25 protein-coding genes are annotated in these 25,114 nt (G+C 57.0%); 16 read left to right on the top strand and 9 right to left on the bottom strand.

Going from position 1 to position 25,114, the window contains the following annotated elements; translation table 11 throughout:
- Positions 1 to 79 precede the first annotated feature (79 nt).
- Complete coding sequence (locus RHM55_RS24080; protein ID WP_322178654.1) at positions 80 to 1,363, top strand: FAD-binding oxidoreductase; 1,284 nt, start codon at positions 80 to 82, stop codon at positions 1,361 to 1,363.
- 59 nt (positions 1,364 to 1,422) lie between these two features.
- Here the strand turns inward: RHM55_RS24080 and RHM55_RS24075 are convergent, their stop codons facing one another.
- Entirely contained in the window at positions 1,423 to 2,112 is a 690-nt protein-coding gene (locus tag RHM55_RS24075) for a PA2778 family cysteine peptidase (RefSeq protein WP_322178653.1), read from the bottom strand.
- A 219-nt stretch (positions 2,113 to 2,331) separates the two neighbouring features.
- On the opposite strand from RHM55_RS24075, the gene RHM55_RS24070 reads away from it, so the two are divergent.
- Positions 2,332 to 2,514 carry a hypothetical protein gene (locus RHM55_RS24070; protein WP_322178652.1) on the top strand — a complete coding sequence of 61 codons (183 nt, stop codon included), beginning with the start codon at positions 2,332 to 2,334 and terminating at the stop codon, positions 2,512 to 2,514.
- Between the two features lie 65 nt (positions 2,515 to 2,579).
- Here the strand turns inward: RHM55_RS24070 and RHM55_RS24065 are convergent, their stop codons facing one another.
- Entirely contained in the window at positions 2,580 to 3,335 is a 756-nt protein-coding gene (locus tag RHM55_RS24065) for a TerC family protein (RefSeq protein WP_322178651.1), read from the bottom strand.
- Positions 3,336 to 3,486: 151 nt separating this feature from the next.
- On the opposite strand from RHM55_RS24065, the gene nhaR reads away from it, so the two are divergent.
- A complete protein-coding gene (gene nhaR / locus RHM55_RS24060) occupies positions 3,487 to 4,389 on the top strand; it encodes a transcriptional activator NhaR (protein ID WP_322178650.1) in 903 nt (300 codons plus the stop codon).
- Here nhaR and RHM55_RS24055 read toward each other — a convergent pair.
- A complete protein-coding gene (locus RHM55_RS24055; protein ID WP_322178649.1) occupies positions 4,386 to 5,540 on the bottom strand; it encodes an MFS transporter in 1,155 nt (384 codons plus the stop codon). The genes nhaR and RHM55_RS24055 overlap by 4 nt on opposite strands.
- Positions 5,541 to 5,687: 147 nt before the next feature.
- Positions 5,688 to 6,197, bottom strand: a complete 510-nt coding sequence (locus RHM55_RS24050; RefSeq protein WP_322178648.1) for a DUF1993 domain-containing protein — start codon at positions 6,195 to 6,197, stop codon at positions 5,688 to 5,690.
- A 118-nt stretch (positions 6,198 to 6,315) separates the two neighbouring features.
- Here RHM55_RS24050 and RHM55_RS24045 point away from each other — a divergent pair, with 118 nt between their 5' ends.
- From RHM55_RS24045 to RHM55_RS24030, 4 genes are all read left to right on the top strand, one after another.
- Positions 6,316 to 6,969 carry a YceH family protein gene (locus RHM55_RS24045; RefSeq protein ID WP_322178647.1) on the top strand — a complete coding sequence of 218 codons (654 nt, stop codon included), beginning with the start codon at positions 6,316 to 6,318 and terminating at the stop codon, positions 6,967 to 6,969.
- Between the two features lie 195 nt (positions 6,970 to 7,164).
- The gene (locus tag RHM55_RS24040; RefSeq protein ID WP_322178646.1) at positions 7,165 to 7,551 is read left to right on the top strand and encodes a hypothetical protein; all 387 of its coding nucleotides are present in this window, start codon (positions 7,165 to 7,167) and stop codon (positions 7,549 to 7,551) included.
- Between the two features lie 193 nt (positions 7,552 to 7,744).
- Entirely contained in the window at positions 7,745 to 7,939 is a 195-nt protein-coding gene (locus RHM55_RS24035) for a hypothetical protein (protein ID WP_322178645.1), read from the top strand.
- Positions 7,940 to 8,069: 130 nt separating this feature from the next.
- Positions 8,070 to 8,252: a hypothetical protein gene (locus tag RHM55_RS24030; RefSeq protein WP_322178644.1), complete on the top strand. Its 183-nt coding sequence runs from the start codon at positions 8,070 to 8,072 to the stop codon at positions 8,250 to 8,252.
- 124 nt (positions 8,253 to 8,376) lie between these two features.
- Here the strand turns inward: RHM55_RS24030 and RHM55_RS24025 are convergent, their stop codons facing one another.
- Positions 8,377 to 8,937, bottom strand: coding sequence for a hypothetical protein (locus tag RHM55_RS24025; protein WP_322178643.1), 561 nt, complete (start codon positions 8,935 to 8,937; stop codon positions 8,377 to 8,379).
- A gap of 259 nt (positions 8,938 to 9,196) precedes the next feature.
- Between RHM55_RS24025 and pbpG the strand changes: the two genes are divergently transcribed.
- From pbpG to RHM55_RS24000, 5 genes are all read left to right on the top strand, one after another.
- A complete protein-coding gene (pbpG, locus tag RHM55_RS24020) occupies positions 9,197 to 10,132 on the top strand; it encodes a D-alanyl-D-alanine endopeptidase (RefSeq protein ID WP_322178642.1) in 936 nt (311 codons plus the stop codon).
- A 229-nt stretch (positions 10,133 to 10,361) separates the two neighbouring features.
- Complete coding sequence (locus RHM55_RS24015) at positions 10,362 to 10,820, top strand: DUF2214 family protein (RefSeq protein ID WP_322183095.1); 459 nt, start codon at positions 10,362 to 10,364, stop codon at positions 10,818 to 10,820.
- A 57-nt stretch (positions 10,821 to 10,877) separates the two neighbouring features.
- On the top strand, positions 10,878 to 11,300 hold the full coding sequence (locus tag RHM55_RS24010) for a DUF3010 family protein (RefSeq protein ID WP_322178641.1): 423 nt from the start codon (positions 10,878 to 10,880) through the stop codon (positions 11,298 to 11,300).
- Between the two features lie 226 nt (positions 11,301 to 11,526).
- On the top strand, positions 11,527 to 12,825 hold the full coding sequence (locus tag RHM55_RS24005; protein ID WP_322178640.1) for an MFS transporter: 1,299 nt from the start codon (positions 11,527 to 11,529) through the stop codon (positions 12,823 to 12,825).
- Between the two features lie 87 nt (positions 12,826 to 12,912).
- Positions 12,913 to 13,641, top strand: a complete 729-nt coding sequence (locus tag RHM55_RS24000) for a substrate-binding domain-containing protein (protein WP_407074592.1) — start codon at positions 12,913 to 12,915, stop codon at positions 13,639 to 13,641.
- Between the two features lie 12 nt (positions 13,642 to 13,653).
- Here RHM55_RS24000 and RHM55_RS23995 read toward each other — a convergent pair whose 3' ends face one another.
- Positions 13,654 to 14,583, bottom strand: a complete 930-nt coding sequence (locus tag RHM55_RS23995; protein WP_322178638.1) for a LysR family transcriptional regulator — start codon at positions 14,581 to 14,583, stop codon at positions 13,654 to 13,656.
- A gap of 334 nt (positions 14,584 to 14,917) precedes the next feature.
- Here RHM55_RS23995 and RHM55_RS23990 point away from each other — a divergent pair, with 334 nt between their 5' ends.
- Positions 14,918 to 15,532, top strand: coding sequence for a TetR/AcrR family transcriptional regulator (locus tag RHM55_RS23990; protein ID WP_322178637.1), 615 nt, complete (start codon positions 14,918 to 14,920; stop codon positions 15,530 to 15,532).
- Positions 15,525 to 16,223: a glutathione binding-like protein gene (locus tag RHM55_RS23985; RefSeq protein WP_322178636.1), complete on the top strand. Its 699-nt coding sequence runs from the start codon at positions 15,525 to 15,527 to the stop codon at positions 16,221 to 16,223. The genes RHM55_RS23990 and RHM55_RS23985 overlap by 8 nt, the downstream gene beginning before the upstream one ends.
- Positions 16,224 to 16,269: 46 nt before the next feature.
- Here RHM55_RS23985 and treS read toward each other — a convergent pair whose 3' ends face one another.
- The gene (treS, locus tag RHM55_RS23980) at positions 16,270 to 18,336 is read right to left on the bottom strand and encodes a maltose alpha-D-glucosyltransferase (RefSeq protein ID WP_322178635.1); all 2,067 of its coding nucleotides are present in this window, start codon (positions 18,334 to 18,336) and stop codon (positions 16,270 to 16,272) included.
- A gap of 213 nt (positions 18,337 to 18,549) precedes the next feature.
- Entirely contained in the window at positions 18,550 to 20,487 is a 1,938-nt protein-coding gene (locus tag RHM55_RS23975; protein ID WP_322178634.1) for a DNA topoisomerase III, read from the bottom strand.
- 320 nt (positions 20,488 to 20,807) lie between these two features.
- On the opposite strand from RHM55_RS23975, the gene RHM55_RS23970 reads away from it, so the two are divergent.
- The gene (locus RHM55_RS23970; RefSeq protein ID WP_322183093.1) at positions 20,808 to 21,740 is read left to right on the top strand and encodes a universal stress protein; all 933 of its coding nucleotides are present in this window, start codon (positions 20,808 to 20,810) and stop codon (positions 21,738 to 21,740) included.
- Here the strand turns inward: RHM55_RS23970 and RHM55_RS23965 are convergent.
- On the bottom strand, positions 21,718 to 24,339 hold the full coding sequence (locus RHM55_RS23965) for a cation-translocating P-type ATPase (RefSeq protein ID WP_322178633.1): 2,622 nt from the start codon (positions 24,337 to 24,339) through the stop codon (positions 21,718 to 21,720). The two genes, RHM55_RS23970 and RHM55_RS23965, sit on opposite strands and share 23 nt — an antisense overlap.
- A 319-nt stretch (positions 24,340 to 24,658) precedes the next feature.
- Between RHM55_RS23965 and RHM55_RS23960 the strand changes: the two genes are divergently transcribed.
- Complete coding sequence (locus RHM55_RS23960; RefSeq protein ID WP_322178632.1) at positions 24,659 to 25,009, top strand: hypothetical protein; 351 nt, start codon at positions 24,659 to 24,661, stop codon at positions 25,007 to 25,009.
- The last annotated feature ends 105 nt before the right edge of the window (positions 25,010 to 25,114 follow it).

The following is a 25,114-nucleotide window of genomic DNA, read 5'->3' as shown; positions in this document are numbered from 1 at the left end:
CTCACCGCTCACTGGTCGAGGTTTTTTTTCTCAGGTAGCATCTCGGCATCCGTAAAAAATATAAAACAGAGGTTGCAGGATGGCGAACACTCCTTACCCACAGTCTTATTACGCAGCGTCTGCGAACGCGGTGCCTGAGCGCCCTCGACTGGAAGGTGAGGTGGAAACCGATGTCTGCGTGATTGGCGCAGGTTATACCGGGCTTTCCAGTGCGCTGTTTTTGCTGGAGCACGGGTTTCGTGTGACGGTGCTTGAGGCTGCCAAAGTCGGCTTTGGTGCATCGGGGCGTAATGGCGGACAGCTCGTCAACAGCTATAGCCGCGACATCGACGTGATCGAGCGCACAGTCGGGCCCAAGCAGGCGCAACTGCTGGGGCAAATGGCATTTGAAGGTGCCGCGATCATTCGTGATCGGGTGGCCAAGTATCAGATTCAATGCGACCTGAAGGATGGCGGCGTGTTTGCAGCCATCACCAACAAGCAGATGGGCCACCTGGAAGCACAGAAGAAGCTCTGGGAGCGATACGGACACACTCAGCTGGAACTGATGGACAAGCGCCGTATTCGCGAGGTGGTGGCCTGTGATGAGTATATCGGCGGCATGCTCGACATGAGCGGCGGTCATGTCCATCCCTTGAACCTCGCGTTGGGTGAGGCTGCTGCGGTGGAGTCGCTGGGCGGTGTGATTCATGAGCAGTCGGCGGCGATTCGAATCGAGCGCGGCGCCAATCCAGTCGTGTATACCGAACACGGTCGAGTCCGAGCCAGGTTTGTCATCGTAGCCGGCAACGCTTACCTGGGTAATCTGGTGCCGGAGCTGGCGGCCAAGTCGATGCCTTGCGGTACTCAGGTGATCACCACCGAGCCGCTGGGTGAGGCGCTGGCGAGGACGCTGTTGCCGCAGGACTATTGTGTTGAAGACTGTAATTACCTGCTCGACTACTATCGACTGTCCGCTGACAAACGCCTTATTTTTGGCGGCGGCGTGGTGTACGGCGCGCGGGACCCGGCCAATATTGAAGCGATCATCCGGCCGAAGATGCTTAAAGCCTTTCCGCAGCTCAAGGACGTAAAAATTGATTACGCCTGGACCGGAAATTTCCTGCTGACGCTGTCGCGTTTGCCACAAGTCGGTCGTCTGGGCGACAACATCTATTACTCACAAGGCTGTAGCGGTCACGGTGTGACCTATACCCACCTGGCCGGCAAGGTATTGGCCGAAGCGTTGCGTGGGCAGGCAGAGCGTTTTGATGCCTTTGCCGACCTGCCCCACTATCCCTTCCCTGGCGGCCAGTTGTTGCGTACACCGTTGACGGCGCTGGGCGCTTGGTACTACGCCCTGCGGGACAAGTTTGGCTTTTGAGCAGCCTTCCAATAAAAACGGCGCCGAGGGCGCCGTTTTATTATTTCAGTCGGTGCTATTTATCGCGCCTTTAATGCCTTGGTCGCTTCGCCTGCCGCTTGCGCTTGTCCAGCCTGGGTCAAATCATTCGCCGCGTTCAGCCAGCGCGGCTGGTCGACTTGCGCCGGGATCTGCCGTGGACCTTGCACCAGTACAGCCCAACTGCCTGCGTCTTTCCAGGCAGAAGTAAAGCTGCTGAAACTCATCAACTGACGACGGTTCATGCCCGAGTGCAGCAGGACCGTCTGCTTGTTGCGGTTGTAGCCTATCAGCACCGCGTAACGGGGCTCCGCCCACCAGGCCGAGCCATCGGTGTAACGCAGCATGACGGGGTATCCCGCCGACACCTGAGTCAGCAGGTCCTGTAATTCCCCATCGAGGGGATAGACCATAAATCCGTACCCACGCGCCACGGCCTGCATATTTTGCTCGAGCTTGGCTTCGCCACCTGGCAAATGCAGGGGCTTGTCCAGCAATCCAGGCGTGATAATCACCCCTTGTTGCGACAACATGCTGGCCAATACCCCTGGCCCGCTTTGGTAAACGTTGCCTTTGAAGAACGGTACCGAATTGAGCTCAACCCGATCAGGTAAACGCTGGATCCCAGGGGCCACGCTGCCAGCGCAGGCAGTCAGGGTCGATAGAAGGGCAAGGGCCAGGTACATCCGCTTCGAGCGAGCGGCAAGAATTCGAGGTAATACCAGCAGCATTTTCACTCACTTCAACAAGCGCCGGGCAATCCGCGACCCGGCTCGGACCCTGATCATAGGTCGGCTCAAGCCTTCGGCATAGTTCATTTAGTGCGGACTTTTGCCTTACATAGATCAAATCGATCATGCATTGCAGACCATTAGTCAATTGTTGGAAACATGCGCAGTACTAGACTGTCAGTCAGATGCACAGAGACGCTGAAAACAGCAGAGGCACGTATGGGCCCGGAAATAACAATTGCAATGCTGATAGCCGCTTGGCTGGCAGTCGCCGCAGCCATGCTGTGGGGGGTGATGCGCATTTCTCGCCGGCATCATCACCGTGAAATCGAACACGAAAACCCCGCGAATATCGAGACCAGGCACGATCACTCCACTTCAAACTCCTTCCGCTTGCGTTGAAAAAGGCCGGTAATGGAAAACTCCACACCGACCCTTGGACTTTCACCCGCAACAAACCCTCACACTCAGACAGCCACGGCCTTCGACTTCGCCTTGAGCTTCGACCTGCGCGACAGCATATTCAGACCTTCGATTACCGCTGAGAACGTCATCGCCGCGTAGACATAGCCCTTCGGAACGTGCGCACCAAAGCCCTCGGCGATCAGTGTCATGCCGATCATGATCAAGAAACCCAGCGCCAGCATCACAACGGTCGGATTGTCATTGATGAACTTCGCCAATGGCTCTGCCGCGACCAGCATCACCACAACGGCAGCCACCACAGCGATCACCATGATCGGCAAGTGTTCGGTCATGCCCACGGCAGTGATGATGCTGTCGATGGAAAACACCATATCAAGTATCAAAATCTGGCCGATGGCGGCAGCCAAGCCTAGTGTGACGCCTGAAGAGGCCACCTTCTCGTCTTCATGCCTGGCTTCGACGTTGTGGTGAATTTCGGTAGTCGCTTTCCATAACAGGAACAGACCACCGGCAATCAGAATCATGTCTTTCCAGGAGAACACCTGCCCAAACAGTTCGATCACCGGCTCAGTCAATTGCACGATATAGGCGATGGTGCTGAGCAAGCCCAGACGCAGGAACAAGGCCATGCCGATCCCCAGACGCCGTGCTTTGGCACGTTGATGCTCTGGCAGCTTGTTGGTCAGGATCGAGATGAAGATCAGGTTATCGATGCCCAGCACGATTTCCATCACCACCAGCGTCGCCAAAGCGATCCAGGCGGTAGGGCTTGCAGCCAGTTGTAATAGATATTCCATGTGAGTGAACCCTGATTCAGCCTGAAAAATTGAATGAATTTCCGGGGCGTAAGTAGACCCGGCGATAGCGCTGCATTCTAGGGAGACAAACACATCAGAAAAATTCGTATTTTTGCCGTGTATACTTCGGTTTTTACGAATCGGGCTGCTCATGCTTAATTATCGACAGCTGCATTACTTCTGGGTCGTGGCTAAAACCGGCAGCATCGTAAGGGCTAGCGAGCAGTTGAACCTGACGCCGCAGACCATCAGCGGACAGATCAGTTTGCTGGAGCAAACCTTCGGTATCGACTTGTTTCGCCGGGTGGGTAGGCAATTGGAGTTAACAGAGGCAGGTCGCCTTACCCTGCCCTATGCCGAGCAAATGTTTCAGCTTGGAGGTGAACTGGAAGCGCTGCTTCGCGCCCAGCCCAATGAGCAGCAAATCCTGTTTCGCATCGGGGTTGCAGATGTGGTGCCCAAGTCGATTGTGTACCGCCTGATTTCGCCGACCATGCAGCTGGCCGAGCCAATCCGCATCACCTGCCGCGAAGACAAACTTGAGCGCTTGCTGGCCGATCTGGCCATTCAGCGCTTGGACCTTGTGATCTCCGACAGTCCAATGCCTTCGCACATGGACATCAAAGGCTATAGCCAGAAGCTGGGCGAATGCGGGATCAGCTTTTTCGCGACTCAGGCGCTGGCCGAGCGCTATGGGCCGAATTTCCCTCACGGCTTGCAAGGCGCGCCACTATTGATTCCGGGACAGGAAACCGTAATCCGCAACCGCCTCATGCGTTGGTTTGCCGAGCAAAATGTGCAACCACGGATTATCGGCGAGTTCGACGACAGCGCGCTGATGAAGGCTTTCGGAAAATCCGGCAGTGGGATTTTCATCGCCCCGAGCGTGATTGCCGATGAAGTTCAGGTGCAGTACGGGGTGCAAATGATCGGTCAGACCAACGCCGTAACCGAGTCTTTCTACGCGATCTCAGTCGAACGCAAGGTCAAGCACCCAGGCATTGTTGCCATTACCGAGGGCGCTCGACGCGGATTATTCATCCAGTCTGATTAAGCCCAAACAGGTACGGGCTTGGCGGACATCAACAGCAGCGCCAGCAGAATCGACAGCAGGATAATCCCCGCCGCCGCAAACCCCAGACTGCCCAGACCGAAGTTGTCGATTACCTGCCCACCGATGATCGCGCCAATGCCAATCCCCAGATTCGCCCCGGCAATGTTCAACGAAGCCGCAAAAGCGGGCGCATGGGGAGCCGCCTTCATCAACCGAACGTGGCTGACGAGGAACAACGCTGCCTGCGTGATGCCCCAGACGGCTAACGCCAGACCAAGACCAAGCGTCGAATGCATGCTAGGCACCACGGCCACCATGCCGGTGATCATGAACGCACTGAAGAACAGGCTGGCAATCAATGGGTGGTGGTCAACCATGCGCCCACCCAACGAGTTACCCAGCAAGCCGACCGCGCCAAATCCCATCAGACACCAGCCCACCACCGTGCCATTGAACCCGGCCAGACGTTCCAGCATGTCCGCCAGATAGGTATAGGCTGTGAACATGCCACTGAACACCAGCACCGACAACAGCACATGCCCGAGCATCAATGGGCTACGTAAAATCTTGAACTGCGCGAGCAATGAAACCGGCTCTTTGTGCTTATTCGTCGTGGGCAGGTAGATCAACAACAGCAATGCTTTGGCGAACGCTACCACCGCCAGGATGGCGAACGCGCTACGCCACCCCCAGGCATCAGAAATCAATGTCCCGACCGGAATGCCGAATACCGTCGCACAGACGATGCCGAAACCAATCTTTGAAATGGCTCGCCCGGCGTATTCCGGACCCACAATATCCACTGCTGTCTCACTGGCCAGCGCCCAAAACACTGGCAGCCCGAGCGCGGGAATCAGTCGCGCCACCGCCATCACGGCAATGTTGGGTGCCAATGCCGCCAACAGGTTGGAAAAACCGAACATGATCAAAATGGTGATAAACAGACGTTTGCGCTCAAAGCGCGAAAAATACGCCGTGAGGAAGGGCCCGAAAGCGGCCACGGTGAAAGCAAACAACGTCACCAACAAACCGGCCTGAGACACCGAGATATCCAGGTCACGGGCTATCGCAGGCAACAGGCCGACGATGACGAACTCTGTGGTCAATACCGTAAAACCGGCAGCCGACAACAGCAAAATAGGCAACAACATGAACACTCCAGAACAACGAAGCAGATCAAGCCATAAGGACCGATCTGTCAGTAAATACATCTACACGTGACACGGGGCATAAAAAAGCCGCGGCACGAAACATCTCGTGCAACGGCTTGGCGTCAATCCAACAGGTCGCTCAACGAATCAGTACGCGCCCATGTAATCGCGCTTGCCGACTTCAACGCCGTTGTGGCGCAGGATGGCGTAGGTCGTGGTGATGTGGAAGAAGAACTGCGGCAGACCATAACCCAACAGGTAGGTCTGAGCGTCGAAGCGCTTCTCTTTAGGAGTGCCCTGACGCGTGACGATCTCGCGACCTTCCTGGCCATTGATTAGCTCAGGGCTGATGCTACCGATGAAGGCCAGGGTCTTGGCGATCAAGGCTTGCAGGTCGGCGAAGGTTTTTTCGGTGTCGTCAAACTTCGGTGGCTCTATACCCGCCAGACGGGCGGATACGCCTTTGGCGAAATCAGCTGCGATTTGTACCTGACGGATTAGTTGGAACATGTCCGGGAACAGGCGAGCTTGCAGCAAGGCGTCAGGTTCAATGTTTTTTGAAGTGGCATGGGCTTCAGCCTTGGCCAGTACGTCACTCAAAGCAGTGAGCATTTGTTTGAAAACCGGGACGGAAGCGGCGTACAAGGAAATAGTCATGGCAGATCCTGAATTGAAGGTGACGTGATTATAGTCATGGAGGGCGCACGAAAGCGGCTTGTCTTTTATATCACTGAGCCCCTAGGCTAGTTGCCTTCAAACGCCCAGGGAAAGCGCCATGTCTACCGAGCCCGTGTCTACCGACTCCGCCGATAAGCTGCAACTCAACAATGTGGAAGTTCGCATCCTCGGCTGCCTGATCGAAAAAAAGGCCACCAACCCCGAAACCTACCCCTTGACCCTTAATGCGCTGGTCACTGCCTGCAATCAAAAAACCAGCCGCGAACCGGTGATGAGCCTGACTCAGGGCCAAGTCGGCCAAAGTCTGCGCGCCCTCGAAGGCCGTGGCTTAACACGGTTGGTGATGGGCAGCCGTGCTGATCGCTGGGAGCATCGCGCTGATAAAGCCCTGGAATTAGTGCCTGCACAAGTTATCTTGAGTGGTTTGTTGTTCCTGCGAGGCCCGCAAACGGTCAATGAATTGCTCACTCGAAGCAACCGCATGCACGACTTTGAAGATATCGAGCAAGTCGCCCATCAACTGGAACGCTTGATCGCCCGAGGGCTGGCGACGTTGTTGCCGCGTCAATCCGGCCAGCGTGAAGATCGATATATGCACTCACTCGGTGACCCGGAAGACATCGAGGCTATTCTCGCGGCCCGACAAAATCAGCCCGAACGCGCCGGTGGCGGGTCGGCCTCGACAGAGCGTCTGGACGAACTCGAAGCGCGGATTACGGCGCTGGAAGAGCGTTTGGCAAAGCTTGAATAACCTCGCCCTGCGGCGCACAGAATGGCCTTTGCCAACGCGGCCAAGTCCGCGATAATAGCCGCCGGACACACTTACACAATCTTTACTCACGCGATTCGCAGATTTCTCCGAAACCGCTGTCTTAGTAGTATCCCGTGGCAGTGCCTGAGCGTAACGCAGGCTCGCGACAACGGGGTTGAAAGCCGAGGAATACTCATGATTCGTCACATCCCCAAGGTTGCCTTGTTGTTAGGTGCCCTAGCCATCGCAAGCCAAGCGTCAGCAGACGGGCGAGGTTGGGGTGGTCCAGGTCTAGTGGTAGGCGCCGTGGTCGGGGCCGTCGTGGCGGGTGCCGTGATGTCATCCAACCAACCCCGGACAGTCTATGTGGAACCGCAACCGGTCTATGCACCACAACCGGTTTACTATCAGGCACCGCCGCCACCGGTGTACTACCAGCCGGTCGTAGTGGCTCCAGCCCCGGTTTATTATCGTCCTGGGTATTACGGCCCACCGCCAGGCTACTACGGTCGTCCACATGGCTATTATGGTCATGACAGGGATGAACGAGGCTACCGGGGTGACGGCCCTGGGCGCTGGTAACATTCTGAAAAATAGCCCTGCCCCCAAAAAGGCGGGGCTGTTTTTTTAGCGTCTACATCAGTTCGATGGAGGTCGCTGGGGGGACAGCGTGTTTGCTTGAGTCCGTCATTATTGACGTCATCGTTGTGAGTACGGTGCTCTTCAGCAACGCTTACTCAACGACATCAGCCTTCATAACAATAAGGACGCCCCTATGCCGACTCAGCATCCCCACCATGCGGAGGGATTGTGCACATCGGACAAAGTGTATCGCGCACTGACCGAACTCAAGAGTCTGGAAGGCCATCGTAGCGCAAAGTTTTTGTCCTTGCTGGCACAGAACCTGGTTGAAAAAGGTCTTCTGAACAATCATGAAGTGATGGCAATGCTCGATCAGGTCGTCGACTGATCAGCCCTGGACACGCAACGGCAATAACCGCAACGAACCCCATTATCATCAATGTCCACTATCGAGAGCAGTGATTATCACTCGCTCGCAGGGCGCCGTAGAGTAGCGGCATTGATTGATGGAGGTACTTATGACCAAGGTTCAGATCATGTCGGTAGTCGGTAGCGCAGTTCCAGCCCAGCTCAGAGCGTGTGGCCTGCTTGCCTGCTGGTACCTGGTACAGGAAGGCGAGCCCATAAGCGGCCCCTTCGCCTCCCTGCCAGCGGCCCAGGCCTTGTCCAAGAAGTTCGACACGTGCCAGATGAACGCCTGACGCGGGCTGACTGATTAAATACCCGTTCTAGCGAATCGTGTTGCCCTGACATCGTGCGTTGCTCCGCACATCCCCTTGCCCGCATCTCTGATGTGGGCTTTTTTATGCGCAGCAAAAAGTCTGATCAGAGACGCTCAGCCATTGCCGCATTGACCTGAGTCCGGTGCGCCAGTTTTTGCAGGCGCTTATCCAGATTCATCATGACCACTCGATCTGCACGGCCGCTCTCAAGCTCATCGACCAACTCGTTAGCCACCTGCCGCAGTTCGTGAGCAATCACCACACGGTCATCATTCAGATCACGCTTATGCGATTCGAACAAGCGATGCAGGAAATCCTGAAGGGTATGCTGCAGCCGATGCCTGTCGGTGGCGCGAAGATGCGTCAGGTTAATATTGATTTTTGCCAGCAGCTCATTGAGCTCACCGCACAAGTATTGCAGTCGGCGAGCGTACCCCACCTCCCGCTCACGCATTAGTTTGTGCTGGCTCGCAGCGTCCTGCTTTTTCTGAATGCCCGGCACCGCTATCGCGACCATCAAGCCAACAATAAGACCGGTCGCCTGAATCCAGCCCGCCCAATCCGCAGATTTCTGAAAAAAACCAACCCCAAGCAAGAGCACTGCAACCACAGCCGCTACTATTACCAGTGCGAGGTAATCCTTGCTGATAAAACTCTTGGGCATTGCGCGACTCCTGAGTCGTTTGAGAACACGTGGCATTAACCGCACAGGATGCTAATCGGTGTGCTCGTCAGACACCATGTCTATTGCTGGTTTTGGTTAGCAATCGTGGTTTTTTCACCTATAAAAGCGCATTGCTGCTCTAAACCTGAATTCAACCGACAAGACCCATCGACAGCGCCCGGAGCGTGCTCATAAAATGAAGTGTTTGCGTAGAGACCCCGTGTTAAACGGCATATTCCATTATTAGTGAGCCCAGCTCGTGAAAATTCGTCATTCCATTCTGAGCCTATTATTTGTATATACAGGCGCCGCACTCTCTCAGAGCGCGTTGGCAAATGAACCCGCCCCTCTTAATCGCGACCCTTCACAACTTCACCTGGCCTCGGGCAGCTCCATGGTGGTTGACCTGCAAACCGACAAAGTATTGTATTCGAGCAACCCGGACATCGTCGTCCCTATCGCCTCGGTGACCAAGCTGATGACGGCCATGGTGACGCTGGACGCGAAACTGCCCATGGACGAAATGATTCCAGTGTCGATCACCAACACCAAGGAAATGAAAGGTGTGTTCTCCAGGGTCAAGCTAGGCAGTCAGCTAGACCGCAAGAACATGCTATTGATTTCCCTGATGTCCTCGGAAAACCGGGCCGCGGCGAGCCTCGCTCACAGTTATCCGGGTGGCTATAACGCGTTCATCCTGGCGATGAATGCCAAGGCCAAGGCGCTGGGTATGAAGCACACGGTTTATGTCGAGCCCACCGGTTTGTCCATCTACAACGTGTCCACCGCCCGCGACCTGACCAAACTGGTACTCGCCTCGCGCAAATACCCCATGCTGAGCGAACTGAGCACCACCCCCGAAAAAACCGTGACATTCCATAAGCCCACCTACAGCCTGGGCTTTAGCAACACCGACCACCTGATCAGAAAATCCAACTGGAACATCACCCTGACCAAGACCGGGTTCACCAATCAAGCGGGCCACTGCCTGGTGTTGTTGACCACGATGGCCAATCGGCCGGTGTCGGTGGTGATTCTCGATGCATTCGGCAAATACACTCACTTCGCCGATGCGACTCGTTTGCGCAATTGGATGGAAACAGGGAAAAGCAACCCGGCCCCGCAAGTTGCCGTGCAATACAAGATTCAGAAAAACCTGACCATGAGGCAGGCAGGGATTCAGCCGAAAGAGTAATCAAGGATACTTTCGGACTTGCCGACCGTGTTTGTTTCCTCTCCTGAAAGCCCGGGTCAACGGACGGCGCTCCGATGCAATGTTCCTGCAAACCGCAGCAAGAGCTGCTCGTCAATGAAAGCCCGGAACAGTGTGAGGTTCGGGCAAAATGTCGAACAGTACACTACGACTTGAATACCGGCTGCTGGATAGATTGTTTTTTTATCGTCATGAATGGAGATTCACAACCATGCTCTTCAAATGGTTCCTGGCAACACTGCATCTATTGGCATACGGCGTTGCACTGGGGGCGGTACTCAGCCGTGGAAGATCTTTGCGGCGGCTGAGCCGCACCAACCCCTCCAAGCTTAGGGATGTGTTTGTGGCCGACAACTTCTGGGGTATTGCTGTAGCAGTGCTGCTGGTAACCGGGGTGTTGCGTGCATTTGGCGGGCTTGAGAAGGGAACCTTCTACTATCTGCATCAACCGCTGTTTCACCTGAAGATGACGGCGTTCATTGCGATCATCCTGCTTGAAATCGCGCCTATGGTTGCCCTGATCAAGTGGCGCAACGCGTTTAAAAATGGCACCCCGATCGATACCCGGCGCGCCCAGCTGTACTCCAAAATCAGCCACATCGAAGTGGGTCTGATCATCGTCATACTCGTGGCAGCCGCAGGCATGGCGCGCGGAGTGTTTATCAGTTAGCCATCGATGAAAAAAGAGAAGAAAATGACTGCCTTTTAACTTGCGCAAGGCAGCCACATGAAAATCTGCGGTATCGAAATCAAAGGCAGCGAAGCCATTTTCGCGGTCGCCACGCGTCAAAATAACGCGTTTGAACATCTGCCTCTGACCACAAAAAAAATCACCCTTGAGGACGATGACGAGTCGGCGAACGTCAAAGCGTTCGCGGCCCTCGTCGAGGCGTTTGTTCGTGATCACGGTATCGACCACATCGCGATCAAGAAACGCAGCAAAAAAGGCGAATTCGCGGGCGGCCCGACCACCTTCAAAATCGAAGGGATTTTACAGCTCCTGAGTCAGTGCGAGGTGTCCCTCGTTTCGCCGCAAACCGTCAGCGCTCAACATAAAAAACATGACTTTGCACTGGCCACCTCGCTAAACAAATATCAGCACGAGGCCTATAAAACCGCGTGTGCGGCACTGATGAAAGCAGCGGTTTGAGCAGATTTTTTTGATTGTGCGGGGCCGTGCCGACACTGCACCCCCTGCCACTCAAGGCATGCCGGACCGGACTGCCAGCGCCAAGCTTATCCCGATTATTTATACGTATGACGCATCAATGAATGCGAACTATGCATTTCTCAACTCAGCCCCTCTCAGACACTATTCGCTCCTATAACAATCGTGCACGCCAGGTGCATGCATAAAAGTGTCGGGAGACAAGTAGATGGGCTCAACTCAAAGCGTAACAGCGTCCGCCCGTTCCAAAGCAAGTGCGGTTTTCCGGGTAACGTCAGGTAACTTTCTCGAGCAGTTCGATTTCTTCCTCTTCGGTTTTTATGCCACCTATATCGCAGCCGCCTTTTTCCCGGCGAGCAGCGAATTTGCATCGTTGATGATGACCTTCGCCGTGTTCGGTGCAGGGTTTCTCATGCGCCCGCTGGGCGCAGTCATTCTAGGTGCCTATATCGATGACGTCGGCCGCCGCAAGGGACTAATCGTCACGCTATCAATCATGGCCAGCGGCACCATTCTGATCGTGTTGGTACCGGGCTACGAGAGCATCGGCCTGCTGGCTCCGGCCCTGGTGCTGATCGGGCGCTTGCTTCAAGGTTTCTCTGCAGGCGCAGAATTGGGGGGCGTTTCGGTGTACCTGGCCGAGATGGCGACTCCCGGTAAAAAGGGCTTTTTCACCAGTTGGCAGTCGGCAAGCCAGCAGGTCGCGATCATCGTCGCTGCCGGGCTAGGCTTCGCCTTGAACCAGTGGATGCCTTCATCGATGATCGCCGATTGGGGCTGGCGCGTGCCCTTCCTGATAGGTTGCCTGATCGTCCCGTTCATCTTCGTCCTGCGCAGCAAACTTGAGGAAACCGAAGAGTTTTCTGCGCGCACGCACCGCCCGACCATGCGTGAAGTGTTCAATACCTTGATGCAGAACTGGGGGATCGTCGTCGCAGGCATGCTGATGGTCGCGATGACCACCACGGCTTTTTACCTGATCACTGTCTATGCGCCGACTTTCGGCAAGACCGTACTCAACCTGAGCACCGCCGATGCCTTGATGGTGACGCTGTTGGTGGGGGTCTCTAACTTCATCTGGCTGCCTATCGGCGGCGCGCTGTCTGACCGCGTCGGGCGGCGACCAGTGCTTGTGACCATGGCCGCGCTGGCCATTGTTACGTCCTACCCTGCCCTGTCATTTCTGGCCCAGGCACCCAGCTTCGGCCATATGCTGGAAACGCTGTTGTGGTTGTCCTTTCTATACGGCATGTACAACGGGGCAATGATCGCGGCCCTGACCGAAATTATGCCCGTTGAAGTTCGCGTCGCTGGTTTTTCCTTGGCCTACAGCCTTGCCACTGCGGTGTTCGGCGGTTTCACACCGGCCATTTCCACGGCACTTATCCACCTCACCGGTGACAAGGCAGCACCCGGCTACTGGATGAGTTTTGCCGCCGTCTGCGCGTTGTCCGCGACTCTGTTTCTGTACCGCAGCAAAGCCGTGCAACTGCGCCTTGCAGTGTAATAAGCCTTACTTCCCGGCGTGGAGAAACAGTTTATGAAAGCACAATGTTTGAGATTTGCCGCATGGGTATTGCTCGGCAGCCTGAGCATGACGGCGGCAGTGCACGCCGCCGAAATCCACGTGATGACGTCCGGCGGCTTTACCGCTGCTTATAAGGCACTTAGCCCAAAATTCGCCGCAAACACCGGCAATACGCTGGATACCACGCTGGGTCCATCCATGGGCAAGGCGCCTGAAGCCATTCCCAATAGGCTTGAGCGCGGTGAAAAAGCTGACGTGGTGATCATGGTCGGGTATGCACTCGACGATCTGATCAAGCAAGGCAAAGTGATACCTGGCTCACGGGTCGAGCTTGCAGATTCGAGAATCGGTGCCGTCGTACGTGCAGGGGCGGACACGCCGAAAATCGCGTCCGAAGACCAACTCAAAGCGGCCTTGCTCAAGGCTCGCTCAGTCGCTTACTCCGACAGCGCCAGCGGAGTATATATCCAGGATCAACTGTTCAAGCGCCTGGGAGTCGAAAGCCAATTGCAGCCAAAATCCAAGATGATTGTGAAAACCCCAGTCGCCTCCGTGGTCGCAACAGGCGACTACGAACTGGGCTTCCAGCAGGTCAGCGAACTGCTACCGGTTTCCGGCGTAATCTTCATTGGCAAGATCCCGGAGTCGCTGCAGTCGGTCACGCGCTTCGCCGCAGGGATCCCTGTCGATGCCCAGAATCCACAGCAAGCAAAGGCCTTGCTCGATTACCTTGCATCACCTGGCGTCCAATCGGAGGTGCGTGCGACCGGACTCGATTCCGTCAGCCATAACTGACGGCACGCAGTCTTAATGCACCGCCGTCGGCCCCTGGACTGACGGCGGCAGCGCTTTCATCTCGACAATCAGTCGCTCCAGCTCCAGCGCCGCCGGCGTCAACGTGCGCCCCCGGCGCTTGATCAAGCCAACGCTACGTATCACCTGCGGCGCGGTCAGCGGCACACTCATTAAAATCGGATGTCCGGCGGTCGGCATCGCCATCGCTGGCGCGGCAGCAATCCCCAGGCCCGCCTCGACCAACCCCAGCATCGTCACCACATGCCGTGTTTCGCAGACACTCGGCCGCGCCGGTTTAATGTGAATCAGCGCCTGATCGAGCAGGAAGCGATTGCCTGACGTTTTATCTACCGCAATGTAGTCGTGCTCAAAAAACTCGCTCCACGTCACGGCCTCCCGACTCGCCAGTGCATGGTCACGGCGGCAGGCCAGCACATAGGTATCCTGTACCAATAACTCAAACTCAAGCCCGACATCCAGATTACCCATGAAACTGAGGCCCAGATCGGCTTCGCCACTGACCACCGCGTCGTGTACATCGTGAGCGCTGGCATCAAGCACCCTTACTCTGATTTTTGGGTAGAGCTGATGATAGCGAGCGACCACCCGCGGCATGAAGTAATAGGCCGCCGACGGCACACATGCGATCGTGACATGGCCCAGGCGTGTCGACGCGACATCGCTGATACCCAGTAATGCGTCGTCGAGGTCGTCGAGCAAACGTTCGGCACGCGGTGCGAACGCACGCCCGACCATGGTCAGACTGACACGGCGAGTGGTGCGTTCAAACAGCTTGACGCCCAATGCATCCTCAAGCTTTTCGATACGTCGGCTCAGGGCGGGCTGAGAAATATGAATCGCTTCGGCAGCTTTTCCAAAGCTGCCTTTTTCCACCACGGCGCGGAAAGCCTGGAGATCGTTCAGGTCGAAATTGATAGCCATGGATAACGCACGCCAAGGGGCAATTAATAGGTTGAATACGTCGCGACAGGGAATAGGGTCATGGATGCATGGTTAAATCCGAGACTCGCATCTTGGCGCTGCGTATTGGAAATGCAAGGCCTGGCCCGTGCAGATGAACAACAGCCACGACAGCAGCTCGGGAAGATCAACAGGCGTGCCGATAAAGCGTCCGGTTTTCTCACTGAGGTAGAGCAAGATGGCGCGGAACTCGGGGGTGCTGCTCGCCTTTGCGTTCTAGAACGATTGATTTAGAATAGTTTGGAAACGACAAAGGGGCAACAGCTTTGTCTGCCGCATGCTGAGGAACCGCGAGATGGCTCGACCAAGAGAATTTGATGAAGCCGCAGTGCTCGATGCAGCCGTGCAATGCTTCTGGGTACGAGGGTATGAAGCGACCTCGATTCGCGACCTTGCCCAGAAAATGGGGATCACGGGCGCCAGCCTTTACAACGCGTTCGGTGATAAGCGTTTACTGTATCGACGCGCGCTGGACCACTATCTGAAGCAACGCCTGGTTGAGCGCATCAATCGTCTGGAGAAGCTGCCCCCGCGTGAAGCGATTGGTGCATTCTTTAGCGAAATCATCGAACGGTCCCTGAACGACCCGCAGAACAAAGGCTGCATGCTGGTGAACGGGGCGCTCGAAGCCTCCCCCCTTGACCCGGAGTTCCAACGCGCCATTGCCGAAGTCTTCACACAGATGGAGGCTTTTTTTCGCCGGTGCGTGGTAACGGGTCAGCACACCGGGGCAATTTCCACCTCACAGCCTGCCGATGACTTGGCGCGCCTTCTTCTGGGCGTCCTACTGGGCATTCGCGTCCTCGCCCGCGCACGGCCAGAGCGCGACCTGCTGGAAGGCTTGGTGCGTCCAGCCCTCGCCCTACTCGACCATCACACCACTGCAATGGGAAGCATCCGCCATGATTGAGCTCTATTACTGGCCCACCCCCAATGGCCATAAAATCACCCTATTTCTCGAAGAGGCCGGGCTGGATTACACCCTCCACCCGGTCGATATCAGTGCGGGCGATCAGTTCAAACCAGAGTTTCTGGCTTTCTCGCCCAACAACAGAATGCCCGCCATCATCGACACTGCACCGGCGGACGGCGGTGAGCCAATAACGATTTTTGAATCTGGCGCCATCCTGATGTACCTCGCGGAGAAGACCGGGCTATTCCTGCCCAGCGATGTTCGCGGTCGTAAAACCGTGTCTGAGTGGCTGTTCTGGCAAGTAGGCGGCTTGGGCCCCATGGCTGGACAAAACCATCACTTCGGCCTCTATGCGCCCGAAAAAATCCCTTACGCGATCAATCGCTACGTCAACGAGACGAAGCGACTGTACGGCGTGCTCGACCGTCGGCTGGCCGGTCGGGAGTTTATTGCCGGCGAGCACTACACCATCGCGGACATGGCATCTTACCCTTGGGTTGTCCCATGGAAACAACAGCAACAGAACCTTGACGACTTCCCCAACCTGCGTCGCTGGTTTGAAGCCGTGCAAGCCCGTCCGGCGACGATACGGGCTTACGCCAAAGGCGAACCCTTCTCTAGCCGCCCTGCCGTCACCGAGGACGGCAAGAAAATCCTGTTTGGGCAAACGGCGCCAGAGCGCCCCTAGGGTCAGTAAACCTATGGACCACAGGAGCGAAGCCAGCCGGTCATCCTCAAACCATCGGCGATGTACTCACCACCCGTAACGCGAGGCCTTCATAAGCGTCCAGGGTGATGGTGAATTCGCCTTGCTCGGTCAGATCCCCCTCGACTCGTTCATTGATGATGTCAACGACCGGGCCGGGGGCGATGTCGGGCAGATGCAAGGTCTCGACGACGGGTTCAGCACTGAAGTTCAGTGCGGTGATCTGGGTGCCCTTCCCGGCTGGCAGTTCGTGAACCATGATCAGCAGACCTGGATGCTGCACGTCAGGGATCAAAATCTGGCGACTGGCGGCGATGTCATACGCGCGCCGCACAGCCAGTATTTTCTTGAGCAGAGAAACAAAGGAGTCCGGCCGCTGCAATTGATCGACCAGGCTGCCGTATAGGGTCTTCGGACGCGGCATGTTGCCGGCCGAAAACTCCGCGTCAGGGTCGAGGTCGACCAGATCGTAAGCCCCCCGATGAATCCAGCGCGTATCGCCGTCCTGCATCAAATGTTGAACCTGTTCGGCCGGCAGTGTCAGCGCGCCCACCAAGTCCCAGCCGGACAAGGCGAAAACCCCCGGCTGCATCGCGTTGTACATCACCAACAGCACATGAATGTGCTGGATCCGCTGAATGTCTGCCTCAGTGATGGCCTCAAGGTCCCGAATGCCCAAGGCGGCCGTGATGATACTGGCCGTGGTGCAGGACACGCCGTTAGTGACGAACTTGAGATTGTAGGGCGCGTGCTCCCCTGCCAGCCGTTCGTACATTTCTTCGCGGATGTGTTCGCGCAAGATGTTTCCGGGGAAGGTCTGCCCCTGATAGTGATAAGTATCGTGGGCGTGCAGCGTCCAGAAGTGCACCAGTTCAAGGGTCAACTCATCATGGTTTTGCAGCGCGTGAATCAGCGACGCAGGATCAATCCCGAACACATGGACCTGACGCAGCATCAGGCGCAAGAACTCAGTATTGCCGGTCAGTAACGCGTGCTGATAAGCCGGTCGGGTAATGAAGTCGTAGGACAGATCGGCACCGCCGTGGGACATGGCGGCGATGTCATCCAGGGTCAGGTTCAGCTCCTGAAAGCTGAACCCTCCGGCTTTGCGAATGGCCCCGCCCAGCAGTTGATTACCGGTGATCGACAACGGGTGACTCTCTGACCAGGCATTGCCTTCAGCCTTGCGCTCGACCCCGAGAAAACCATTGGCGTCGAGACGCAAGACCCGTGCGCCCATGACATCGATGGCATGCAACGCATCGCCGATGATCATCTGTTGTGCGGCAAAGCTTGGGTCCAGCCAATTGAGTGATGGCTGGCCTTCTTTGAAATAGTGCAGATACACCCAGCGCCGGTCCTTTCCGTCCACGCCCTGAACCACCGACGTGGCACTCCAATCGGTATCCTTGATACCCGGCTCGAAGAAAATAACCCGCTGCAATTGCCCCACGATGTAATGCTTGTCTCTGAGACAATCGACGATTTCCGGCGTGAGATTCACCGCATCCCGACCTTGCGGAATGTCAGGTAACAGGTGCCAGTCCTCTTCCCTGATCTCGACCATGTGGTAGAGGCCTGGATAGTCTTCGTAAGCCATTTCAGCCAGACGAAAATCAGCGCCTTTGCCCGTGTGAGAGGGGATCACATCGTCGATGATGACGGCGTTGTGCGCAGCGGCGATGCGGCTCAAACTTTGAAATTGCGCGTCGGTGCCCAACTCTGGATCGATCTCGAAACTGATCCTGTCGAAGTTGCCATCAATGCTGGGTGTACGAAGACGCCCTTGCAAACCACCGGAGGTTTTGAGTGGGCCGTTGTGAATGCCTTCAATACCGATTTCGGACAAGGCGTGCCACAGCGTCTCATCGGCAAGCGCCTCCAACACAGAGCCGCCCTCACGGGTCACAATCGATGCCGGGTAAGCGGTGAACCAGACCGATGCAATGGCCGAAGCATCTCGGGGACGAGTCTGCGCATAAGGCCTCTGCCAGAGCCTGCCCTGCCCCGAATACAATTTGGCGCGCTGCTTGGCGGCATTGAGCATCGACTGCTCAACCAGCCACTCCACATACTGCTTGTCCGGGGTTGTCATCTGTTCAGTCACTCCCTCTTTAAGGTGGATTGGAGAAGAATGCCTAAAGCGATATGAACATCCTTGAACCAATCCTGTCTGCGCTGTTGCCTACTTCTATGAGCGCCTGCAGCGGCAAACGTTGCATCTTTTGCCTATTTCTCCCGTCGCAGTGGATTCGGTGAGGTCGCCCCATCACCCGTTTTTTGGGACCCGCGTCTCAATCAAGCCAGGCTATTTGGCTTTGCGGCGCTTACTGGCGGTCGCGGTCTTGGGTGCGGCTGCACTGCGCTTCTTCTTCCAGGGCGTAGTGCCGCGACCCGCCGGGCTCGCAGGTCCGGCAATGCTCAGGCCCAAGCCAGCACAACGATCCACTTGTTTGCTCATCCAGGCTGACTGTTTGGCCACAAAGTCCTCCAGGCTCATCTCGCCGCTCTGAACCATATCCAGCGCCTGCTCCCAGATGGCGGTGGTTCCGGGATCGGCGATGGCTCGGGGCACGGCGTCGATCAGGCTGAAGGCTGCCGGGGTGGCGGCTAATGCCTTGCCCTGCTTGATCAGATAGCCCCGATTGAGCAATCCCTGAATGATCCCGGCGCGCGTCGCCTCGGTACCGATGCCGGTGGTGTCCTTGAGTTTCTGCTTGAGACGGGGATCGTCTACCAGTTTGGCGACGTTCTTCATCGCCTTGATCAGATCGCCTTCGGTGAAGGGCTTGGGCGGCTGGGTCCAGAGGTCTTTCAGCGTCACGTCCGCTACGTCACACTCTTGCCCTTCGGTCAGGGCCGGCAGAATTTGGGCGGGAGGCGCTTCGCGGCCTTTGGCGGGGGCCACGGCTTGCGGAAGTGCACGCCGCCAACCGGGCTCCACGATCACCTTGCCCACCGCGCGCAACGCCTGCTCGGCGCAATCAAAATCGGCTTGGGTTCGGTCGTATTCGTGGTTCGGCAGAAACTGCGCCAGATAGCGCGCCCGGATCAAGGAGTAGACCGCCCGATGCTTACCTACCAAGCGCCCAAGGTCTATCGTTGCGGCAGTCGGGATGATGCCGTGGTGGGCACTGACCTTCGCGTCGTTCCACGCCCGCGAGCGGCGCTTGGGGTCTACGTGTTTCAGCAGGTCCACCAAGCCCGGATCGGCACGGCCCAAGGCTGCCAGGATCGCTGGCGCTTCGCTGTGCTGGCTCAGCGGCAGATAGCCGCAATCACTGCGCGGGTAGGTAATGACTTTATGGGTTTCATAAAGTGCCTGGGCGATATCCAGGGTTTCTTGAGCGCCAAAGCCCAGTTTCTTGGAGCACACCTCCTGAAGAGTACCCAAATCGAACAGCAACGGCGGTGCTTCGCGCATACGCTCGGTGCGCAACTTGATCACCCGTGCGCTGGCGGCATTGGTCATGGCGGCTGCAGCCTCTTGAGCCAGTGCCTGGTTCAAGCAGCGACCGTGCTCGTCACATGTGTCTTCGTGCGCGCGCCACTGGGCGGTTAAATACGTGCCGTCGCAGAGTAGCTGCACATCAATCGCCCAATACGGAACCGGCACAAAAACGGCAATGCTGCGGTCGCGGTCCACCACCAGACGCAGGGTCGGTGTCTGTACCCGCCCTACCGGCAGCACGCCCTGATAGCCGGACTGGCGCCCAAGCAGGGTGAATAACCGACTCATGTTCATCCCAATCAACCAGTCAGCGCGCGAGCGGCCCAGCGCCGAATGATAGAGACTAAATGTCTCGGCACCGGGCTTGAGCGCCGCCAGCGCCTTGTGGATCGACGCATCGTCGAGGGCTGATAACCAGAGCCGTTGAATCGGCCCGCGATACCGACAGTACTCCACCAACTCGCGGGCAATCATTTCACCTTCACGATCGGCATCCGTCGCAATGACCAGCTCGCGGGCCTCACCGAGCAGACGTTTGACAGCCTTGAACTGGCTTGCGGTCTTCGGCTTGACCAGCATTCTCCACTCTTTGGGTATGATCGGCAGATCGGCCAGGACCCAACGTTTGTACCGGGCGTCATAGGCGTCTGGCGGTGCGGTCTCCAATAGATGACCGATGCACCAAGTCACCGTGACGTTTGATCCCACCCAGCAGCCATCGCCGCGCCTGTTAGCGCCCAGCACCTTGGCAATGTCTTTGGCCTGGGAAGGTTTTTCACACAGGAAGAGCCGCATGGTCGTCATCGTTCATTGCGTCGAGGGGTGAGGTGCAGCATGCGCAGTGTTGGGGGTTGAAGCAACCTTTATCTGTATGGATATACAGCCTTATCCAAATTGGGCCTTGCCCTTGGCGCATGTCTGACGAGCCTCGCCTGCCCACGCGCCCGTTGGCCTGGAGCCTGTTCGGGATCATCAGCGCCGCGAACATCAGGTTGATTGCGCAACTGGCTATATTAAGGTTGATCCACATCAAATACTGCGCCACGACTCGGAACATGCTTGCGTTAAACGGCTATTATCGCTGGCAACTAACGACTTTTTCGCCGGGGTGCATCATGACCAACCAACAGCGACTCATGCTCATTGTTCCTCCTTTGCTGGATAAAACCCCGGCGTTTGAGCGCGCCACAGCATTGGCAAAAGCCAAAGGTGCTGCGCTGCACATTGTTGCCTTTGATTATCTGGAAGGCTTGGCGACCGCCGGACTGGTCAACGAACGGGCACTGGAAGAAATGCGCTACAGCTATGTCGAGCGCCATCGTCAATGGCTGGAAGAGCAAGCGCATCCGCTACGTCATCTGGGCATAGAGGTCACGACAGAAGTGGTGTGGGCTGAACATCCCCTGAAGGAAATGCTTACATACCTGCACGAGATGCCTGTTGATCTGGTGATCAAGGATTTGCAACACGAGTCGTTATTAAAGCGTGCTGTATTTACCACCCTGGACCTGCAGTTGCTTCACGAGTGTCCCTACCCTTTGCACTTCGTTGCAAAGAGCCATAACCCTACGCCTCGCAGAATCGTTGCAGCGGTTGATCTACTCCATCCCGATGATCAGTATTCGGGGTTCAATGACACGATCATTCACGAAGCGTTAAAACTGGGCATTCAATGCAACGCTCAAGTTGATGTGGTGTATGCCTATGACCTGTCGATGATTGATGCGGCGGATTATAGCTACGCCAGTGCCTCGATGATGTTCGATTCAAACCTGACACCGACCACACCGACATTGTACGAACTGGAAAACGTAGCCTTCGATACATTGGCTGAACGCAACGGTGTTCCGGTGGAGAACCGTCACTTTATGTTGGGAAGCCCTTCCAAGGTGTTAGCCCGCTTTGCCGAGAGCCAAGACATCGACGTTATCGTTATGGGCCGGATACACCACCGAAGCTTGGGGCATCTGCTCGGAAGCACGGCAGAGCGCATTCTTTACAAGATGCCCGGCAGTGTATTGATACTCAATCCAGACAGCTCGGTTTAACGGCGTTGGTTGAACGGGCACGAAGGCCCCACTTGACGCATTCGAACCAGATCAGGCTCACGATCGAGACGCCGAGTGCCGCCGCGAGCAACACAGGCGTTGGCGTCACGAACGAAAACAGCCGGCTAATGGCGGGTACGAAAAGCACCCCACACAACATGGCGATCGTTCCCGCCGCGATCCAGCCGAATTGCCGATTGGAGGCACTGCTGCTGTGCCACGAGGTATGGACCCAAGAGCGATTGGCCTGTATCAGGGCGAGGTTCGATAGCACCAGCACGACAAATGTCAGCGCCCGCGCCATGTCATCACGACCGGCATCAGAAGGCACTATTAAGTGCGCACTCGCGTAAGTCCCCAGCAACAACACCAGCAAACCGCCCCCCTGCCACAATCCACGCACCATCAAGGCCCTGTCGAACAGGCGCTGATCCGTCCGCCGTGGCGCAACCTTCATCGCGTCCGCCTCCAGCGCCTCGGCTTCGAACACTACCGAACACGCGGGATCGATAATGAGTTGCAGGAAGAGGATGTGCACCGGCATCAGCAGCATCGGCAAGCCGATCAATACAGGCAGGATCGACAACCCGACGATGGGGACATGCGCCGCCACCACGAAGGCAATCGCTTTGCGCAGGTTGGCGAACACCCGGCGACCATAACGAACGGCCGTCACGAGTGAGGCAAAGTCGTCGTTCAATAAAACCAGTGCAGCGGCCTCGCGCGCGACCTCGGTGCCTCGCGCGCCCATGGCAACGCCGATGTCGGCGGCCTTCAGCGCCGGGGCGTCGTTGACACCGTCGCCCGTCATCGCGACCACATCGCCCCGAGCGCGGAATGCCTGCACGAGGCGCAGCTTCTGATCGGGCTGCACACGGCAGAAGATGTGCGTGTCGGCAAGGCGCGCAGTCAGAGCCTCATCGCTCAATGTAGCGATTTCAGTCCCGGTGATGACTGGCGCCTCAGCACTCAAGCCCGCCTGCCGCGCTATCGAGATCGCAGTGGCCGGGTGGTCGCCCGTCATCATCACGACGCGTATGCCTGCGGCTTTGCACTCCGCAATGGCCTGCGGCACATCGGGCCGCACCGGGTCCTCCAGAGCAACCAGCCCGAGGAACTGGAAATCGAAGTCGTGCTGCAGTTTCGGCAGCGCCTCTGTATCAAACGTGGCCTGCGCGACACCCAGCACGCGCAGGCCGTCGCTCGCCATCGCCAAGACCTGCCTGGCGATCACAGCACTGCGCGTGGCATCCAGGTGACATAGATCGACGATGGCCTCCGGCGCGCCTTTGGCCGCAATGAGTCGGGCAGGTGAGCCCTTGTCCGGACTTTGCCATACCCGAGACATTGCCAGCATTTCGGGTGATAACGGATAGTCGTCGACGAGCGTCCAGTTGCCATGCAGGTGTTCGGTATTCGCCAACAGGCGCTGGCCGGCTTCACCAATGGCCAACTCCATCGGATCAAACGCACGGCGATGACTCGCCAGCACCGCGTACTCCAGCAGGCCATGCAACTCGTCCTGCAGCGGTGCCGCTCCCCCCGCCTGCGAGGTGTCATAAATTGCCTCTTCGGACCACAGACGCCGCACCGTCATTCGGTTTTCGGTCAGCGTGCCAGTCTTGTCAACGCACAACACCGTCGTCGCCCCCAGCAATTCAATGGCGGGAATGCTACGCGCCAGTACCTTCTCGCGAGCCAGACGCCAGGCACCCAGCCCCAGAAAGAGCGTCAGCACGACCGGCAGCTCCTCGGGCAGGATGGCCATCGCCAACGTAAGTCCGGCCAATAAACCCTGCAACCAGCTACCGAGGATAAGTGCGTGGGTAACGGCGAGGGAAGCGGCCAGTGCCAGGCCGACGAGCGCCACGCGTTTGACAACCCAACGCGTCTCCTGCTGGATCGGTGTGGCCTCGACTACGATCCCCGCGAGCGATTGGCCGATGCGCCCCAGCGCGCTGCGCTCGCCAGTAGCGATAACCCGCCCACGCGCAGTGCCGCGCGTGACCAGCGTGCCCGAAAAGGCCCGCGACAGATCCGCTGTATCCTGTGCGATGGCCCTATCGTCATCGATCACGTTCAAAGGCGACGCATGCTTGTCCACCGATGCCGACTCTCCTGTCAGCAGTGACTCGTCGACCGCGAAGTTCGGTGCGTCGATGAGTTGCAGGTCGGCAGGCACCCGGTCGCCTTCAGCGAGAAGCACGATGTCGCCCAGCACCAGCTCTCTGGCCGCGATCCGGCGTATTAGGCCGTCGCGCTGGACCTGGGCTTGCGGGCTGGACAGATCGCGCAGAGCGTCCAGCGAGCGCTCGCTGCGCCGCTGCTGGACAAAGCTCATGCCCATGACCACAAAGACGAAGCCCAGAAGCATCAAGGCTTCCTGGGCATCCCCCAGCACCATGTAGAGCGCCCCACACGCCAGCAACAGCAGAAACATCGGCTCAGTCGCGACCTGGCGAACCAGACGCAGCACGCTTCGTGGTTGCGAAACCGGCATCTCGTTCGGGCCATCCCGGCCAAGACGAAGTTGGGCCTCACACTCGCTCAGGCCCACCTCAGCAGTGGCGTTCGCCTCCAGAGGCGAGAAATCTTTCATCGTATGTCCTGTTTAACAGGCCTTTCATGATTAAGGTCGGGTCGGGAACACGGATCGACACTCACGACAATAAACACACCCGAAGTCAGCCGTGCGGCGGTCTCGAAACGCGGGTGTCTGTGGGGGGTAGTTGTCGTGCTTGATCTGACCATCCGCTTGACTCTACTCGTGTTCAGAGTTTGCGTCCGTGCGTCACGTGAACATATATCGGGTGACCGTGAGTGGCTTGATTTGGGTCAAAAAAAGCAAGGGTGCATGGAGTAAGTGGACTCATGACTGCGGAGTGCTAAAGTCGGCACTTTCAGAACGAGGAAGCATAATGCGGATGCTCATAGCTGCCCTGACCTTGGGGATGTTGGCGGGATGTACAGCGCCGGCCATGAATGAGGCCAGATCCCAAGGCCCGTACAAGACGTTTTTATCTCAGAAGTCAGGCGAGCTCGTCGCCCAATGTATCCAGTTCGCCTGGCAGGATGAGTCAGTTTTTGGCGTAGAGGGTGATGCGTTTATACATTCCGGTAGCCAGAAAGAACTCACGGTCTACACAAGGGGCTCGGAGTACTTCGTTGATGTGCTCAGTGGAGCGTCCGGCACAACTGTCAATTATTACCAGGCACTGAGTAATTCGATTGCAGAGCGCAGGCTTAGCGCGCTGGCGACCTGCCTCTAAACATTGACGTCAGGTTAAAGGGGATTTAGTTACATCAGATCCCCTGCAAGGAAAATTAAAAGAACGCCCTCCGCTTTACCCCTACCAACCTCGATTTTCAGGCAT

This window comes from Pseudomonas sp. MH9.2 (genome assembly GCF_034353875.1).
Classification (GTDB): Bacteria; Pseudomonadota; Gammaproteobacteria; order Pseudomonadales; family Pseudomonadaceae; genus Aquipseudomonas.
The sequence above is the reverse complement of the archived record's forward strand: the minus strand, read 5'-3'. Positions and strand labels throughout refer to the sequence as shown.

Coding starts and splice junctions, on each gene's coding strand:
- RHM55_RS23995 (WP_322178638.1), bottom strand. CDS start 14,583: ATGGCTATCAATTTCGACCTGAACGATCTCCAGGCTTTCCGCGCCGTG.
- RHM55_RS23960 (WP_322178632.1), top strand. CDS start 24,659: ATGCGGATGCTCATAGCTGCCCTGACCTTGGGGATGTTGGCGGGATGT.
- RHM55_RS24035 (WP_322178645.1), top strand. CDS start 7,745: ATGCCGACTCAGCATCCCCACCATGCGGAGGGATTGTGCACATCGGAC.
- RHM55_RS23965 (WP_322178633.1), bottom strand. CDS start 24,339: ATGAAAGATTTCTCGCCTCTGGAGGCGAACGCCACTGCTGAGGTGGGC.
- RHM55_RS24055 (WP_322178649.1), bottom strand. CDS start 5,540: ATGTTGTTGCCTATTTTGCTGTTGTCGGCTGCCGGTTTTACGGTATTG.
- RHM55_RS23990 (WP_322178637.1), top strand. CDS start 14,918: ATGGCTCGACCAAGAGAATTTGATGAAGCCGCAGTGCTCGATGCAGCC.
- treS (WP_322178635.1), bottom strand. CDS start 18,336: ATGACAACCCCGGACAAGCAGTATGTGGAGTGGCTGGTTGAGCAGTCG.
- RHM55_RS24080 (WP_322178654.1), top strand. CDS start 80: ATGGCGAACACTCCTTACCCACAGTCTTATTACGCAGCGTCTGCGAAC.
- RHM55_RS23975 (WP_322178634.1), bottom strand. CDS start 20,487: ATGCGGCTCTTCCTGTGTGAAAAACCTTCCCAGGCCAAAGACATTGCC.
- RHM55_RS24075 (WP_322178653.1), bottom strand. CDS start 2,112: ATGCTGCTGGTATTACCTCGAATTCTTGCCGCTCGCTCGAAGCGGATG.
- RHM55_RS23985 (WP_322178636.1), top strand. CDS start 15,525: ATGATTGAGCTCTATTACTGGCCCACCCCCAATGGCCATAAAATCACC.
- nhaR (WP_322178650.1), top strand. CDS start 3,487: ATGCTTAATTATCGACAGCTGCATTACTTCTGGGTCGTGGCTAAAACC.
- RHM55_RS24025 (WP_322178643.1), bottom strand. CDS start 8,937: ATGCCCAAGAGTTTTATCAGCAAGGATTACCTCGCACTGGTAATAGTA.
- RHM55_RS24070 (WP_322178652.1), top strand. CDS start 2,332: ATGGGCCCGGAAATAACAATTGCAATGCTGATAGCCGCTTGGCTGGCA.
- RHM55_RS24005 (WP_322178640.1), top strand. CDS start 11,527: ATGGGCTCAACTCAAAGCGTAACAGCGTCCGCCCGTTCCAAAGCAAGT.
- RHM55_RS24030 (WP_322178644.1), top strand. CDS start 8,070: ATGACCAAGGTTCAGATCATGTCGGTAGTCGGTAGCGCAGTTCCAGCC.
- RHM55_RS24015 (WP_322183095.1), top strand. CDS start 10,362: ATGCTCTTCAAATGGTTCCTGGCAACACTGCATCTATTGGCATACGGC.
- RHM55_RS23970 (WP_322183093.1), top strand. CDS start 20,808: ATGACCAACCAACAGCGACTCATGCTCATTGTTCCTCCTTTGCTGGAT.
- RHM55_RS24050 (WP_322178648.1), bottom strand. CDS start 6,197: ATGACTATTTCCTTGTACGCCGCTTCCGTCCCGGTTTTCAAACAAATG.
- RHM55_RS24045 (WP_322178647.1), top strand. CDS start 6,316: ATGTCTACCGAGCCCGTGTCTACCGACTCCGCCGATAAGCTGCAACTC.
- RHM55_RS24000 (WP_407074592.1), top strand. CDS start 12,913: ATGACGGCGGCAGTGCACGCCGCCGAAATCCACGTGATGACGTCCGGC.
- RHM55_RS24065 (WP_322178651.1), bottom strand. CDS start 3,335: ATGGAATATCTATTACAACTGGCTGCAAGCCCTACCGCCTGGATCGCT.
- RHM55_RS24010 (WP_322178641.1), top strand. CDS start 10,878: ATGAAAATCTGCGGTATCGAAATCAAAGGCAGCGAAGCCATTTTCGCG.
- RHM55_RS24040 (WP_322178646.1), top strand. CDS start 7,165: ATGATTCGTCACATCCCCAAGGTTGCCTTGTTGTTAGGTGCCCTAGCC.